The 15,419-nt window shown below is 67.6% G+C and carries 12 protein-coding genes; 6 read left to right on the forward strand and 6 right to left on the reverse strand.

All coding sequences use genetic code 11. The features are described 5' to 3' along the window. The first annotated feature begins 438 nt into the window (after nucleotides 1-438). The 5 genes from KY572_RS35395 to KY572_RS35415 all read left to right on the forward strand — a co-directional run bounded on the left by KY572_RS35395 (nucleotide 439) and on the right by KY572_RS35415 (nucleotide 7,060). Nucleotides 439-1,368 carry a hypothetical protein gene (locus KY572_RS35395; RefSeq protein ID WP_224248105.1) on the forward strand — a complete coding sequence of 310 codons (930 nt, stop codon included), beginning with the start codon at nucleotides 439-441 and terminating at the stop codon, nucleotides 1,366-1,368. Nucleotides 1,369-1,424: 56 nt separating this feature from the next. Further along, the gene (locus KY572_RS35400) at nucleotides 1,425-2,618 is read left to right on the forward strand and encodes a GspE/PulE/PilB domain-containing protein (protein WP_224248106.1); all 1,194 of its coding nucleotides are present in this window, start codon (nucleotides 1,425-1,427) and stop codon (nucleotides 2,616-2,618) included. A gap of 389 nt (nucleotides 2,619-3,007) precedes the next feature. Further along, nucleotides 3,008-4,597 carry a protein kinase domain-containing protein gene (locus KY572_RS35405; RefSeq protein ID WP_224248107.1) on the forward strand — a complete coding sequence of 530 codons (1,590 nt, stop codon included), beginning with the start codon at nucleotides 3,008-3,010 and terminating at the stop codon, nucleotides 4,595-4,597. Nucleotides 4,598-4,806: 209 nt separating this feature from the next. Continuing rightward, on the forward strand, nucleotides 4,807-6,765 hold the full coding sequence (locus KY572_RS35410; protein WP_224248108.1) for a M3 family metallopeptidase: 1,959 nt from the start codon (nucleotides 4,807-4,809) through the stop codon (nucleotides 6,763-6,765). A gap of 4 nt (nucleotides 6,766-6,769) precedes the next feature. Further along, complete coding sequence (locus KY572_RS35415; protein ID WP_224248109.1) at nucleotides 6,770-7,060, forward strand: ribosomal protein L7/L12; 291 nt, start codon at nucleotides 6,770-6,772, stop codon at nucleotides 7,058-7,060. Nucleotides 7,061-7,074: 14 nt separating this feature from the next. Here KY572_RS35415 and KY572_RS35420 read toward each other — a convergent pair whose 3' ends face one another. Next, nucleotides 7,075-9,576 carry a glycogen/starch/alpha-glucan phosphorylase gene (locus tag KY572_RS35420; protein WP_224248110.1) on the reverse strand — a complete coding sequence of 834 codons (2,502 nt, stop codon included), beginning with the start codon at nucleotides 9,574-9,576 and terminating at the stop codon, nucleotides 7,075-7,077. A gap of 170 nt (nucleotides 9,577-9,746) precedes the next feature. Here KY572_RS35420 and KY572_RS35425 point away from each other — a divergent pair, with 170 nt between their 5' ends. Then, nucleotides 9,747-10,337: a DUF2378 family protein gene (locus KY572_RS35425; RefSeq protein WP_224248111.1), complete on the forward strand. Its 591-nt coding sequence runs from the start codon at nucleotides 9,747-9,749 to the stop codon at nucleotides 10,335-10,337. 10 nt (nucleotides 10,338-10,347) lie between these two features. Here the strand turns inward: KY572_RS35425 and KY572_RS35430 are convergent, their stop codons facing one another. From KY572_RS35430 to KY572_RS35450, 5 genes are all read right to left on the reverse strand, one after another. Further along, on the reverse strand, nucleotides 10,348-11,547 hold the full coding sequence (locus KY572_RS35430; RefSeq protein WP_224248112.1) for a M23 family metallopeptidase: 1,200 nt from the start codon (nucleotides 11,545-11,547) through the stop codon (nucleotides 10,348-10,350). A gap of 95 nt (nucleotides 11,548-11,642) precedes the next feature. Then, nucleotides 11,643-12,092 carry an OsmC family protein gene (locus KY572_RS35435; RefSeq protein WP_224248113.1) on the reverse strand — a complete coding sequence of 150 codons (450 nt, stop codon included), beginning with the start codon at nucleotides 12,090-12,092 and terminating at the stop codon, nucleotides 11,643-11,645. A 71-nt stretch (nucleotides 12,093-12,163) separates the two neighbouring features. After that, on the reverse strand, nucleotides 12,164-12,745 hold the full coding sequence (locus tag KY572_RS35440; RefSeq protein ID WP_224248114.1) for a hypothetical protein: 582 nt from the start codon (nucleotides 12,743-12,745) through the stop codon (nucleotides 12,164-12,166). Nucleotides 12,746-12,778: 33 nt separating this feature from the next. Next, nucleotides 12,779-14,272 (reverse strand): SpoVR family protein, encoded by a 1,494-nt coding sequence (locus KY572_RS35445; protein WP_224248115.1) that lies wholly within the window; start codon nucleotides 14,270-14,272, stop codon nucleotides 12,779-12,781. Between the two features lie 33 nt (nucleotides 14,273-14,305). Next, a complete protein-coding gene (locus KY572_RS35450; protein WP_224248116.1) occupies nucleotides 14,306-15,418 on the reverse strand; it encodes a DUF444 family protein in 1,113 nt (370 codons plus the stop codon). Between the last annotated feature and the right edge of the window lies 1 nt (nucleotide 15,419).

A 15,419-nucleotide genomic window follows, 5' to 3' on the forward strand; every position in this document is an offset into this window, starting at 1 on the left:
CCGGGAGGAGAGGCTCTCCCTCCAAGCGCCGGAGTTCGCAGGGTAGCGGCATTTGGACGCCTCCGTCGTGCTGGATTGGTGGGGGCGGTTCGTGGCCCCGGAGGGTGCCGCCTCAGCGGTGCTTTACCACCGGTTCATTCTGTCAGACCCGTCGGACATGGGTGAAGGCGTGGCCCCCTTGTTTCCGGGAATTGGGAGAGGACCTGGCAGGGAGTGTCACGGTCGAGGGACAGGACGGCACGGGTCCGGTGTTCCACCGGGCATCCCGGGGGGAGCGCGGAGGAGGGCTGGGGAGGACGCCGTCGTGGTGGGTTGCGGCCAGGGATTGCTGGGGTGCTGCCCCAGCGGATCGTTGTGGCCAGGCTGTTTTGTCAGACCCCTCTGGTTGGATGCGCTCATTGGTTGGACGGCACCTACGAAACCCAGGAGGGGAAAATCATGGAATTCCTTACGAAGCGGATCAGCTACACGCAGCGCATGAGCCGGATGGCCACCCTGGTTCTGGTCATGGGCAGCGTGGCGTGTGGACCCATGGAGAACGCGACCGGGACCGTCGAGGCCCCGAGCACCCACGAGCAGGAACTGGCGGGGGAGAACGGGGTGACGCTGAACGGAGTGACGTTGAATGGAGTGACGCTCAACGGGTTGGCGATGAACGGCCTGGGGACGGCCGACTTCGCTGGCTGGTTCGCTCAGGATACGGCGCTGAACTCCATGGTGATGAAGTACGTGGTGAAGTGCGCGGCGCCGGCGGGGCAGAGCCGCAGCTATCAGGATGCGTCCACGGGTACTACCTACACGTGGCAGGGCAGCCTGGGCCTGGCTCCGGATTGGGCCAGTGGCCAGCAGATGACCGAGGCGGAGCAGCAACTGGTGTCCGCGTGCCTGGCGGCCCACGTCAACAAGTATGGGATGCACGTGCCCCTCTCCGTGCTGGGGCGCACCGCTCGGCAGCAGCCCATTGCCTACAGCTCCGAGGAACTGCAGACCTTCCGCCGGCGTGAGGCGTGCTTCTTCGGCAACCTCTTCACGGGCGAGGGCGTCTTCGCCGGCACGGACGGCCTGTACCTGAACGACTGGGAGAGCAGCACGCGCGCCTGCGGCCTCACCACCCTCGAGGGTGCCCAGGTGTCCCAGTGCAGCCCCATCGTCCATGTGGAGAGCTGCGATGAGCTCTGCACGCTGGATCCGTCCGGGCTGTTCTACACGGAGTGCACGTACAACGGCCGCACCTACCTGCCGCTCACCACGCGGATCCGTCCGGAGGAAATCTCGGTGTGTGGTGACGGTGTGTGCCAGGTGTCCGAGAGCTGCGGCACGGGCTCCGAGGCCAACAACTGCATGACGGACTGCGGCGCCTGCCAGTGAGTTGCAGGGCTCGGGCGGGCTAGACTGGGAGGGCTCGTGTTTCGCGGGAGCCCGCCATGGACGAGAAGCCCATCCAGAACTGTGAGGTGCGCTTCCAGTTCCGGTGCCCGAAGCAGTGGGAAGCCCTGCGGGAGACCTCCGAGCCTGGAGTTCGCTCCTGCAGCCAGTGCCAGAAGCAGGTGTATCTGTGTCAGAGCACGCAGGAGGTCGCCGAGCACGCTCGAGCAGGCCACTGCGTCGCGGTGCCCCGGTGGGTCGCCGCTCCGAAGGACTCCCCGGCGGACTTCGAGCAGGTGCAGGCCCTGGCCCAAGAGCACGGGCTGCGCGCCATCCGCCTGGATGCCGCCGAGCCGGCCTCGGACGTCGTCAAGCTGGTGCCGATGGATGTGGCCCGGAAGCACGGCTTGATTCCCGTGGGGCGCGATGGGAGCACGCTCCTCGTGGCCATGAGCCGCCCTGCCGACACCCATGCCATCGACGACGTGAAGTTCCTCACGGGCTACCACGTGGAGGTGGTGCTGGCTTCCCGGCAGGAGATCGAGAGGGCCCTGAATCGGGCGGATGAAGCGAACGCGCCTTACATGGAGCTGGGCGTCGTCGCCTGCTACGACGAACCCGAGCCCGAGCCTGAGCCCGATCTGCTGAAGGGGCCCGTCGGCAAGCTCATCCGTGGGGTGATGCGCGACATCCACCGGAACAAGGCGAGCCAGGCCCGGATCGAGGCCACGGACACCCGCATGGTCGTTCAATACGAGACGGAAGGGGGACTGCGGGAGGGCATGCGGTTCCCGCTGAAGCTCCGAGAGGAGCTGCTGCGCCAGCTGCGCCATGCGTCCGGCGCCGGAGCAGGCCATGAAGGGCAGCTCCAGCTCCAGCTGTCAGGCCAGCCCCTCCGCTTCCAGGTCCTCATCCAGGCCGTGGGTTCGCGCGAGCAGGTGGTGCTCGTACCGTTGGAGAAGTACACGAGCCCCGAGCTCTATCTCGTCACCGGAACGGGGGCGGAGATACCGGTGACTGGTGAGCGCTTTGTCATCGGTCGGACCGAGGGCAGTGATTTTCGGCCCGACTCGCTCATCCTCTCCCGTCGGCACGCGGTCATCCTTCGCGAGGGGGACGACTACTTCCTCGAGGATCTGGCCTCCAGCAGCGGCACATGGCTCAACCACGAGCTCATCCTGGGGCGCCGCCAGCTCTCGGAGGGAGACGAGATCTCCCTGGCCGACGTGAAGCTTCGCGCCCGGTTCCGCTGAGACGCAGGGCGCAGCGGCCTCTCGATTGGCAGGCAAGGAGCCGGGAGCCAGTGTCTGTGGCTGAGTAGGTCCGAAGCACTTGTCGCACCTTGGAGAGAGGCTCTTGTGCCAAGGCAACTGCCGGGCCAGGGAGGCGCCCTGTTCGCGGACCAGTCGCGAACTGGTATGACAAGCAGACCAGTTCGGACTGAGTGCGACCGGCAGGAGGGCGGACCGGACGCGGGGGCGGATTTGGACCCTCCGTCCGTTTCAGGTGGCAAAGCCTCTTCGGTGTCCCGCGCCGTGGTCCCTACAGTTGGAAGACAGCGTTTCACTCGGAGTGGCTCGGTGGCGGTGGGCCTCCCACCCCAGGCCTTCCTGGATGATTCCCTGATAGCTTCCGCGCCGCCATGGAAGACACCCTCGCCTCCGATCCGCGCATCGGGAAGATCCTGCAGGGGCGCTACCGGATCCTCGAGAGAGTCGCCGCCGGTGGCATGGGCGTGGTGTACCGCGGCGAGCGGCTCGAGCTGGGCCGGGCCGTGGCCATCAAGTTCCTCCACGGCTGGGTGGCGGAGGATCCGAGCACCCAGAAGCGGTTCCGGATCGAAGCCCAGGCGATGAGCCAGCTGTCCCATCCGTGCTGCGTCTCGATCATCGACTTTGGCGTGGAGGGCGGTGCGCCCTTCATGGTGATGGACTTCATCACGGGAGCGACGCTGCGCTCACGGGTGCAGGCGGGCGGGCCGCTGTCCGTGAAGCAGGCGCTGAGCATCGTGCGTCAGGTGCTGGCCGGGCTGGCCCACGCACATGAGCGAGGCATCGTCCATCGGGACATCAAGCCGGACAACATCGTCCTGACCGAGGTCACCGGGCTCGGGGCTCAGGTGCGCATCCTCGACTTCGGGCTGGCCAGGCTGCGGGACACGGCGACGAGCCTGACGCTCGGGATGCCCGTGGGGACGCCCAGCTACATGGCCCCCGAGCAGATCCGCGGCGAGGAGGTCGATGCTCGGACGGACCTCTACTCGGTCGGAGTGCTGCTCTTCGAGCTGCTCACGGGGCAGAAGCCCTTCAATGGGGAGCGGTCCGCGGCGGTGATGCTCCAGCACCAGGAAGCCCCGCCGCCGTCCCTGGGCAGTGTCCTGCCTGGGGCGGGGTTCTCCCAGCCGTTGGAGGCGCTCGTGGCCAAGGCCATGGCCAAGGAGCCGGGGAACCGCTTCCAGGCGGCCGCGGACTTCGCCGCCGCGCTGGAGGCATTGCCCGAGGTGGCCGTCACGCCAGCGCCCACCCCGGTGCCGACGCCTCCCGCGCCTCGGCCGCTGGACGCGGGCGTGGTCTCTGCCCCGGCGCCCTCGGGGGCTCCGGTGAGCGCCCGGCGCGGCAAGCGAGCACTGCTGGGGATGGGGGCGGTCGGCCTGCTCCTGGTCGGAGGCGGCGCCGTGCTGCTCTGGCCTGAGGCCCGGACCGAGCCGCCGGTCTCGAGCCCACAGCCCGCGACCGTGAAGCCCGCCACTGCTCCGGAGCCGCCACCGGCCGGACCAGAGAAGAAGGAGGCTGCTGGAGGCCCTTCTCCCACCGTTACACCGGAGCAGCTGCCCGGCATCGAGCAGATCGAACGCTGGGTGAGGGACGGGCGTCGTGATCAGGCCTTGCGGGCGCTCGGCCAGCTCCGCGCGAAGTACCCCACGAGCGCCTATGCCCCCTTCCTCGAGGGGCAGGTCAACTTCGACAATCTCCGCTGGGTGGATGGGCTTGCCTCCTACGGAGCGGCCATCCGCAACAACCCCGACTACCGCTCGGAGCCCACGCTCATTCGCGACCTCATCCGCTGTCTGGTGAGTGACCGCTTCCATACGAAGTGCGGGGAGTTCCTCGTCCGGGAGGTGGGAGCTCCCGCGGCTCCGCTCCTCGAGGAGGCCGCGCGCGCGGATGAATACGCCAACGTTCGCACCCGTGCGGCCAGGCTCCTTCCCAAGGTGGCCCAGCAGAAGCGCTGAGGGGGGAAGGGCGCCCATTCCGGCACTCCGCCGAAGCGGATCCAGCGGAAAGTGTGAGAAAGGAGCGCGAGAGGGAAGGCAGGTCAAGCCCTTCTGGCCGCCCGGCTGTCGCAGGGCGTTCAGTGGCTGCCAGCGCGCGCGGGAAGCTGCTGCTCCCAGGCTCGCCCCGGTCTAGGTTTCGGCGCGAACCACTCCTTAGGAGCAGAACCGTGTCTGCCACTCCCGACGCCGCTCGCCTCGTCACCTGCACGCCGGACGAATTCCGCCGCGCCAGTGAAGCCGCCCTGGCCACCGCGCGCTCTGGCATCGAGCGTCTCAAGTCCCTGCCCACCCCGCGCAACCCCCGGGAGGCCCTCGAGATCTTCGACGAGGCCACCGCCGCGCTCTCCGACGCCAGCGCCCGCGCCAGCGTCGCCCGCCACAGCCACCCGGACGCGGCCATGCGCCAGGCCTCCGAGACGGCCGAGCAGGAGCTGGAGAAGCTCGCCACGGAGATCTCCCTCGACCGGGGCGTCTATGACGTCATCGCCTCGCTGGACGTCTCCAATGAGGGCGGGCCCACGAAGAAGTGGGTGGAGAAGCTGCTGCGAGACTTCCGCCGCGCTGGCGTGGACCGCGACGAGGCCACCCGCGCCCGGGTGAAGGAGCTCCAGGAGGAGCTGGTCCGCATCGGGCAGGAGTTCGACCGCAACATCCGACAGGACGTGCGCACCGTGGAGCTGCCGCCCTCCGCCCTGGACGGCCTGCCCGCGGACTACGCCCGGGCCCACGCGCCCGGCCCCGGTGGCAAGGTGCGAATCACCACGGACTACCCGGACCTCGTCCCCTTCATGACGTACGCGAAGGACGCCTCGGCGCGCGAGCAGCTCTGGCGGGCCAATCGCGTCCGGGCCTACCCCGCCAACGTCGAGGTGCTCCAGCAGCTACTGGGGCGCCGCCACGAGCTGGCCACGCTGCTCGGGTACGCCAACTGGGCCGCGTACGCCACCGAGGACAAGATGATCCGCAGCGAGCGGAACGCGGGCGAGTTCATCGAGAAGATCGTCGCCGCCTCGGGCGAGCGCAGCCGCCGCGACTACCAGGTGCTGCTGGAGCGCAAGCGGAAGGACGACCCGAGCGCCACGCGCGTGAACCCGTGGGACCAGGCCTACCTGGAGGACCGGGTGAAGGCCGAGCAGTACAGCTTCGACTCGCAGGCGGTGCGCCCCTACTTCGAGTACACGCGGGTGAAGCAGGGCGTGCTGGACATCACCTCACGCATCTTCGGGGTGAGCTACCGCCGCGTGGCGGACGCGTCCGTGTGGCACCCGGACGTGGAGGCCTATGACGTGTTCCAGGGCTCGACGCCCGTGGGGCGCTTCTACCTGGACATGCACCCGCGCGCGGACAAGTACAAGCACGCGGCCCAGTTCACGCTCGCCACCGGGAAGAAGGGGCACCGGCTGCCGGAGGCCGTGCTCATGTGCAACTTCCCCAAGCCCGGCGCCGAGCCCGCGCTGATGCAGCATCACGACGTGGAGACGTTCTTCCACGAGTTCGGCCACCTGCTGCACCACCTCTTCGGCGGGCACACGCCGTGGGCCGGGCTGTCGGGCGTGCGCACCGAGTGGGACTTCGTCGAGGCGCCCTCGCAGATGCTGGAGGAGTGGGCGCGGGACGTGGGCTCGCTGCAGACGTTCGCGAAGCACTACCAGACGAACGAGCCGCTGCCCGCGGACGTCATCGAGCGCATGAAGCGCGCGGACGAGTTCGGCAAGGGCGTCTGGGTGCGCCAGCAGATGTTCTACGCGGCGCTCAGCCTGGAGCTGTACCGGCGCGATCCGAAGAGCCTGGATCCGCTGGCCGTCGTGCGAGAGCTGCAGAGCCGGTACACGCCCTTCCCGTACGTGGAGGGCACGTACTTCCACCTCTCGTTCGGCCACCTGGATGGGTACTCGGCCATCTACTACACGTATATGTGGTCGCTGGTGATCGCGAAGGACCTGTTCACGGTGTTCCAGGACAAGGGGCTGCTCAACCCTGAGCCCGCGCAGGCCTACCGCCGCGCCGTGCTGGAGCCCGGAGGCTCCAAGGACGCGGTCCACCTGGTGAAGGACTTCCTCGGCCGCGACTACGACTTCCGCGCGTACGAGCAGTGGCTCAACGCCGGAGGCGAGGCGGCTGCGTAGCCCCATGGACGTCTCCGACACCAGAACCCTCGACCCGACCGTCGTCCTGCTCATCATCGCGGTGCTCGTGATGGTGGGCGCGGCGGTGGTCCTGAATCGGCGCCAGGGCGAGAACGTCAGCTCCGACGACAAGAAGCAGGAGCCGGCCTGGCAAGGGCCGCTCCCGGATCCGGACGAGCCGGAGCTGAGGGCGCTGCTCAACGACGGCCGGCTCATCGAGGCCATCAAGCTCGTCCGTGCGCGCACGGGCATGGGCCTCAAGGAGGCCAAGGAGTACGTCGACCGGTTCAGCTAGTCAGGGCGCGCCGCTCACGACTCCACCGGAGTCTGCTTCACGCGCCAGATCTCCTCCGCGTACTGCTTGATGGTGCGATCCGACGAGAAGATGCCGGCCCGCGCCACGTTGAGGATGCACTTGCGCGTCCACGCGTCGTGGTCCAGGTACGCGCGCGCCACCTCCTCCTGCTGCTTCATGTAGGAGTCGAAGTCGGCCATCACCAGGTACCGGTCCTCCTCCAGCAGGTTGTCCACCAGCGGCTTGAAGAGGTTCTTGTCCTCCGGCGAGAAGAAGCCCGTGGAGATCAGATCCATGGCCTCGCGCAGCTCCTGGTGCGAGTTGTAGACGTCCCGCGGCCGGTAGCCGGCCTTCTTGCGGGCGATCACCTCGTCCGCGGTGAGCCCGAAGAGGAAGAAGTTCTCGTCTCCCACCGCCTCGCGGATCTCCACGTTCGCGCCGTCCAGCGTGCCCAGCGTCAGCGCGCCATTGAGCATCAGCTTCATGTTGCCCGTGCCGGAGGCCTCCCAGCCCGCGGTGGAGATCTGCTCGGACACGTCCGCCGCCGGGATGATGCGCTCGGCCAGGCTCACCCGGTAGTTGGGCAGGAACACCACCTGCAGCCCCGTGGTGCCCGCGTCGCTGTTGATCACCTCGCCAATGCCGTTGATGAGCCGGATGATCAGCTTGGCCATCTGGTAGCCCGGCGCCGCCTTGGCCCCGAACAGGAACGCCCGCGGGTGGATGATGGTGGACGGATCCCTCCGCGCCCGCATCCACAGCACCACCACGTGCAGCGCGTTGAGCAGCTGCCGCTTGTACTCGTGCAGGCGCTTGATCTGCACGTCGAAGATGGCCTCGGGATCCAGGTTCACCCAGCGCAGATCCTTCACGTGCCGCGCCAGGTCGTGCTTGTTCTGCTGCTTCACCTCGCGGAAGGCCGCCCGGAACTCCGTGTCGTCCAGGAACTCCTCCAGCTTGCGCAGCCGGTCCAGGTCCGTCTCCCAGCCCTTGCCGATGCGCGAGGTGATGAGCTTGGACAGCCGCGGGTTGCACCACGCCAGCCAGCGCCGCGGCGTCACCCCGTTCGTCTTGTTGTTGAAGCGCTCCGGGAACATGGCCGCGAAGTCCGGCAGCACGTCCCGCCGCAGCAGATCCGTGTGCAGCGCCGCCACCCCGTTCACGCTGTGGCTGCCCACCACCGCCAGGTGCGCCATGCGGATGCGCTTCTCCGCGCCCTCCTCCACCAGGCTCATCCGGCGCAGCCGCTCCTCGTCGAACGGGTAGCGGATCTGCACCTGCCGCAGGAAGCGGTGGTTGATCTCGTAGATGATCTCCAGGTGGCGCGGCAGCAGGCGCTCGAAGAGCGTGGCCGGCCACTTCTCCATCGCCTCGGCCAGCAGCGTGTGGTTGGTGTAGCCGAACGTCTGCTGGGTGATGTGGAACGCCTCGTCCCACGCCAGCCGCTTCTCGTCCACCAGCACGCGCATCAGCTCCGCCACCGCGATGGCCGGGTGCGTGTCGTTGAGCTGGATGGCCACCTTGTTGGGGAACTGCCGGAAGTCCGTGTGCGTCTTCAGGTAGCGCCGGACGATGTCCGCGATGGAGCACGCCACGAAGAAGTACTGCTGCTTGAGCCGCAGCTCCTTGCCCGCCTGGAACGCGTCATTGGGGTAGAGGACCTTGGAGATGACCTCCGAGTCGTTCTTCTCCACCACCGAGCGCTCGTAGTCGCCGGCGTTGAACAGCAGCAGGTCGAACTCCTCGCTGGCCCGGGCCTGCCACAGCCGCAGCGTGTTCACCGTGTTGTTCCCGAAGCCGGCAATCGGTGTATCGAAGGGCACGCCGATCACCGTCTTGCCGCCCACCCACCGCGCCACGCGATGGCCGTCCGAGCCCTGGTGGTGCTCCACCCGCCCGAAGAAGCGCACCGGCACCGCCTTCTCCGGCCGGACGATCTCCCACGGGTTGCCGAACTTCAGCCACTCGTCGGCGCGCTCCACCTGGTAGCCGTCCACGATGTCCTGCGTGAAGATGCCGAACTCGTAGCGGATTCCGTACCCCATGCCCGGGTAGGAGAGGGTAGCCAACGAGTCCAGGAAGCACGCCGCCAGCCGCCCCAGGCCGCCGTTGCCCAGGCCCGCGTCCGGCTCCATCTCGATGAGGGTGGTGAGGTCGACTCCCACCTCACGCATGGCCTGCTCGGCGGCCTCGTACAGGCCGGTGTTGATGAGATTGTTGCCCAGCGTCCGACCCAGCAGGTACTCCGCGGACAGGTAGTAGGCGCGCTTGGCGTTCTGCTCGTAGTAGGTGCGCGCCGTCTTCACCCAGCGGTGGGCCAGCCTGTCTCGCACCGCCAGGGACAGCGCCATGAAGCGGTCATGCGCGGTGGCCGTCTCCGGGTTCTTGCCTCGCGAGTACCGGACGTGATCCAGGAAGCCACGGCGCACATTCGCCGGCTCCCTACCGGTGCGGGAGGGTTCCTGCTCCTCGGTCTGCGGGGAGTGGGACGTCGGGAGCCTCTGCGGGTCGGCCATCGAAGGAGATCCTCTCTTGCGCGGCCGTGTCCAGAGGGGGTGCCTCCACGGCCGGAACCCTTCGTTTATCGCGAGTGGCCTGCCTGCTCCACCCTTCCGTGAGGGTCTGCTAAAAGGACGGCTGGAAGTCGGGGGGCCACCCTGCATGCGCGCCAGGAGGCCAGCAGCCCATGGTTAGCAGTGACACCAGCGAGCTCGTTCGCCGGCTGGAGCTGGTGCGGCCCGTCCACACGGTGAGGGGGCTGGCCTTCAACGCCATCCTGGCCCTGCTGGCCCAGCATGCGGGCGAGGAGGCCTCCGCGCGGCTAGCCCGGGAGCTGGGCCTGCGGCGCATGGTCGACTTCTTCTCCTACCCGGCGGGCGACTTCATCCGCCTGCTCTACGCCGCCGCGGACCAGCTGGCGCCGCACCTGGGCTCGCGGCACGAGGCCCTCAAGGCCTGTGGCGCCGCGTGCCTCAACCACTTCTTCTACTCCTCCACCGTGGGGCGGGCGCTGGCGAAGATCATGGGCCGGAATGATCCGTTCCGGGCCTTCTCCAACACGCCCATCGCCTACGCCACGCTGGTGAACTACGGCTCTCACGAGTGCGAGGTGGTGGGCCCCCGGCAGCTGCGGCTCGTCTTCCGCGGCGACATGCAGCCCGCCGTCTTCCACGAGGGCACGCTGTCGGCGGCGCTCCAGGTGACGGGCGTCCAGGGGAGGGTGACGAGCACCGTCCACGGGCTGGACCACGCGGACTTCCTGATCGAGTGGGACTGAGGCGCCCGGCTCAGGGCGTGGCGGCGGCGGCCTGGGGCCCCGGGCCCGGAGTGCCGGCCACGGCGGCCATGGAGACGGAGTCCAGCTGCGAGGCCAGCTCCTTGGCGCGGGCGAGGAAGTCCGGCAGCTGCGCCTTGGGCAGCGGCTCCGCGCGGGGGTACTTCTGGGTGAGCGGGTTGACGAACTGCCCGTTGCGCTTGAGGGCGAAGTGCAGGTGGGGGCCGGTGCTGCGGCCGGTGTTGCCCGAGTAGGCAATCACCTGCTTCTGGCTCACCCGCGAGCCCACGCGCACGCCGGCGCCGTACTTGGACAGGTGCAGGTAGCACGTCTCCAGGCCGTTGATGTGGCGCACGCAGACGGTGTTGCCGCCCGCGCCGGTGTTCTGCGCCTTCGTCACCGTGCCGTCGGCCACCGCCCACACCGGCGTGCCGATGGGCGTGCCGTAGTCCACGCCGTTGTGGTTCTTCACGTACTGGAGCACCGGGTGGAAGCGCGAGCCGAACGTGCTGGTGATGTGCGCGAACTTCAGCGGGCTCTTGAGGAACGTCTTCCGGGCGCTGGAGCCGTCCTCCTGGAAGTAGTTGGCCTGCTCGTTGGGAGGCTGGAAGCGGAAGACGCGCTTGGTGCCCACCAGCCCGCCCTCGTAGGCGGCGGCCAGCACCTCGCCGTAGCGCAGCACCCGGCCCTTGGAGACGAACTTCTCCACCAGCGCCCGCGCCTTGTCGCCCTTGCGCGTGTCCCGGTAGAAGTCGATGTCCCAGGCGAACACGTCCGCCAGCACCACGCCGATGCTGGGGTCCTCACCCGCCGCCAGCGCCGCCTCGTAGAGCGAGGTGCTGATCTCCAGCGAGACCAGGCTGACCTGCTTCTCCACTTCAATCGTCCGCTTGCTGCCCACGTACTTGTCGCCGTCGCGGCGTACCTGCCACTCGTCCACCGCGCTCTGCCGGTAGTCGAAGAAGTCCAGCACGCCGTCGCGCAGCACCAGGCGGAACTGATCGCCCGGCCGGGACTTGCGGAAGTCGAACACGCCCTCGAGCGCGGAGATGACGGCCTCCACCTGCTCGTCCGGCAGCGCCGCCTCGTGCAGCGCTCCCGCGAGCGTCTGCCGCGGCTCGATGCGGCGGTTCTTCACCTGGTAGCTGTAGGAGGCGGAGGCGAGCGGCGCGGCCAGCAAGGCCGCCAGGCAGAGCAGGGGAGCGATTCTCATGGGCGCTGATACAGGAGTGTAGAAGAGGATCTCGCCCCTGCCCAAATCCTGGCCGGGAATTTTCGCGCGCTCGGCTGGCCGGCTGCCCTTCCGGGCTAGGCGCTCGCCTTCATGGTGATGTGCACCGGGGTGGCCTGGGCCAGGTTGTCGCTCACGGGGCAGCGCGCCTCCACTTCGCTCTTCAGCTTCGCGATCTGCTCGGCGCTGGCGGTGCTCTTGATGTGGATGGTCACCTCGAGCGACTGGTACCCGGCGCGCACGGCGCGGTCCGTGCCGGCGAACTTCGAGGGATCCAGCGAGCCCTTCACGGAGATCTCCGTGCCGGACACGGGGATGCCCAGCTCCTTGGCGATGAAGAACGTCATGTAGTTCAGGCAGCCCGCGTGCGCGGCGAGGATGAAGTCCAGCGGGCTCGGGGCGCCGTTGCGGCCACCCAGCTCCGGGGGCTCGTCCATGAAGATCTTGAACGCGCCCACCTCGGTGGTGCTGCGGGCCATGCTCTCGCCGACGGTGCGGACCTCTCCGGTGTACAGCTGCTTCGCCATGGTGTGCTCTCCTTGGGGGTGCGCCAGATAAGCACCCCAAGGACTCCCCGCGAAGCGTGGGGGCCACTCGGCTACTTCGGCTGCTGCCGCATGCGCTTGAGGCGCTGGTACTCCTGCCACTCCGAGTCCGCGCGGGCCAGCAGCCGCGACAGCTCCTCCTCCTCGGCCGTGAGGGGCTCCTCCGGGGGCTCACCGCCCTCTCCGGAAGCGCCCACCGAGCCACCCTCGGCCGCCGCGTGCGCCAGCCGGACGGCGGCCGACTGCGTGGCCAGGCCGGGCCAGCTCGTCCGGCCCCGCTCGATGCTCACCTCGACCCACGGCTCCTTCGAGGTGTTCTCGCGCGGATCGAACACGAGCCGTGCGCGAAGGTCCCCCTGGAACCGCACCATCAGTGCGCCCAGGACCTTCTGGAAGAAGGCGCCCTGTGCGTCCTGGGAGACGCAGATCTCCACCAGCTCCGCGGCGTCTCCCTCCATGTGGAAGCGCAGGAAGCTGTCCTGCCCCTGCTGCTCCAGGACGAGCGTGCCGTCCTCATCCCGCTCCAGCCGCACGGCCACGGCCGAGCCCAGCTCCGTCGGGAGCCGCTCCAGCGCGAGCTTTGGCAGCTCCAGCCGGAAGGAAAGCACCTCCACTGTTTCGATGCGCGAGCCCATCCGTTCGTCACTCCGGCAAACCCAGACCCACTCTCAGAGATCGACCTTCTTCTCCGAGTGGTTCTGGCCGTCATAGCGTAGCATGACGCCCTTGCCATCGTACCTCGTAACGATATTGACGGGGCGTCGCCAGAGGGACTGCAAATTTTTAAGCGTCTCGCGTGCGTAGTCGCCCTTCAGGTCCTGCCCGTCGTGCTTGTGCGCCAGCAGCAGCTCGCTGCGGTTCTCGAAGTTGCCGTCGATCACTTCGATGATGGGCTGGCCGAAGTTGGTGAGTCCCTGGAGCAGCTTGGCCTTCACCTTGCGGAACTCGCGGTCGAGGATCTCCCATGAGTTGCGCTTGTCGTTGAAGCCGTAGACGAACAGCTTCTGCTCGATGGCGAACTCGGGGGTGAGGAAGGTGTCGATGAAGGTGATGTCGTTGTAGTGCTTGCGGACCTCGAAGATCTTCTCGCGGCCGGCGCCCAGCTTCTTGTCCCACGAGCCCCGCGCCCGCAGGTCATCACACTCATCCCACTCCTTGCCGAAGCGGCCCTTGTTCCAGCGCTCCTCGATGTCGCGCCACAGCTCGATGCCCAGTTTGTAGGGGTTCAAAGCACCGGGCCGGGTGCCCATGGTGCCGGAGTGGCGGTCCGCGTAGTCGATGATCTCGTCATCCTTGAGGGCGCGGCGGGTCATGATGGTGGAGTGCCAGTAGCTGGCCCAGCCCTCGTTCATGATCTTCGTCTGGCCCTGGGGCGCGAAGTAGTAGGCCTCGTCGCGCAGGATGCTGAGGATGTCTGCCTCCCAGGGCTCCAGGGGGGCGTACTCGAGCAGGAAGTAGAGCACGTCGCGCTGGGCGCGCTCGGGGAACTTCTTGGCCTTGGCCTTCTCGTCCTCCACCTTCTTGCGCTGGCTCTCGAGGAACTCGCTGGGGTTGATGAAGCCGCGCATGTACTCGCGGCCCACCTTGAAGCCCTCCACGCGCTCGTTGGCCTTGGCCTCGTCCTCGGCCCGCTTGGGGTCCGGGTTGCGGCGGATGTGCGGGGCGTGCTGATCGATGAGGTTCTCCAGACTGAGCGTCCGGTCGATGAAGTCCTCCACCTTCTCCACGCCGATCTTGTCGATCCACCGCCGCACGCGCGTGGCGTGGTTGGCCATCTCGTCGATCATCCGCCGGTTGGTGTGGCGGAACGAGAAGTTGTTCTTGAAGAAGTCGCAGTGCCCGTACACGTGGGCCATCACGAGCTTCTGGTCCACGTCCGCGTTGCTCTCCAGCAGGTACGCGTAGCAGGGGTCGTTGTTGATGACGAGCTCGTAGATCTTCGACAGGCCGTACTCGTAGCCCTTGGAGAGCTGCTCGTACTCCATGCCCCAGCGCCAGTGCGGGTAGCGGTTGGGGAAGCCTCCGTAGGAGGCGACCATGTTCATCTCGTCATAGGTGACGACCTCGAACACGGTCTCGAAGAAGTCGAGCCCGAACTCGCGGGCGTACCCGAGGACCTCGTCCTTGAGCTTGGCCAGGTGGGGTGTGAGGCTCTTGGGCATCGGGCGGGTGCTCCGTGGGGGCGGGGTGGCGCTTCAGCGGCCCTTGCCGAGGAAGTCCTTGATGGAGTTGTAGATGGCGTCCTTGTCGGCGATCTCGCTGAGGGCGACGTTCGTCTGGTCCCCCACGGCCTCGCGCAAGTCCTTGATGAACTGGCCGCTGCCGTAGGGGCTCTCCACCTGGCCGTAGGCGAACTGGTTCACGCCCGGCAGGATGTCGTTCTTCAGCATGTCGATGCACTGGCGCGTGTCGTCCGCGCTCCAGTTGTCGCCGTCCGAGAAGTGGAACGGGTAGATGTTCCACGCGCTCTTCGGGTAATCGGCCTGGATGATGTCCCGGCAGAGCTTGTAGGCGCTGGAGATCATCGTCCCGCCGGACTCGCGGGTGTGGAAGAAGGTGTCCCGGTCCACCTCGCGAGCCACCGCGTCGTGGATGATGTAGCGGGACTCCAGCCCCTTGTACTGGTGGCGCAGCCACGTATCGAGCCAGAAGCTCTCGATGCGGACGATCTCCTTCTGCTCGTCGCCCATCGAGCCCGACACGTCCATCATGTAGATGATGACGGCGTTGGTCTCCGGCAGATCCTGCAGCTTGTAGCTGCGGTAGCGCCGGTCCTCGCGCGTGGGGATGATGACGGGCTTCTTCGGATCGTACGTGCCGGTGGCGATCTGCCGCTTCAGCGCCTGCTTGAAGGTGCGCTTGAAGTGACGCAGCGACTCCGGGCCGGTGGTGTTGATGCCGGTGTACTTGATTCTCTGGGTGACGATCTTCTCGTTGTGCCGGCGCTCGATGTTGGGCAGCTGCAGCTCCTCGCCGAGGATCTGCGCCAGCTCGTCCAGGGTGACGTCCACTTCCAGGGCGTGCTCGCCCTCGCCCTGGCCGGCCTGGCCGTGCCCGTCCCCGGGCTGTACCTGCCCGGGGCCGAGCGTCTGACCCACCTCGCCGTCGCCCTGCCCGACACCGCCCTGCTCCTTGTGTCCGTACTTGAAGCGCGGGATGTCGATGAAGGGGATGGGGATGGAGATGGCATCCTTGCCCTTCTTGCCGAGCATCTCGCCCTTCTGCACGTACTTGCGCAGGTTGGCCTTGATCTTCCCTCGGACGATCGCCTTGAAGCGGGCGTGGTCTTGGTGGATCTTCAGGGACACG

The sequence above is a fragment of the Hyalangium gracile genome (assembly GCF_020103725.1).
GTDB classification, from domain to species: domain Bacteria; phylum Myxococcota; class Myxococcia; order Myxococcales; family Myxococcaceae; genus Hyalangium; species Hyalangium gracile.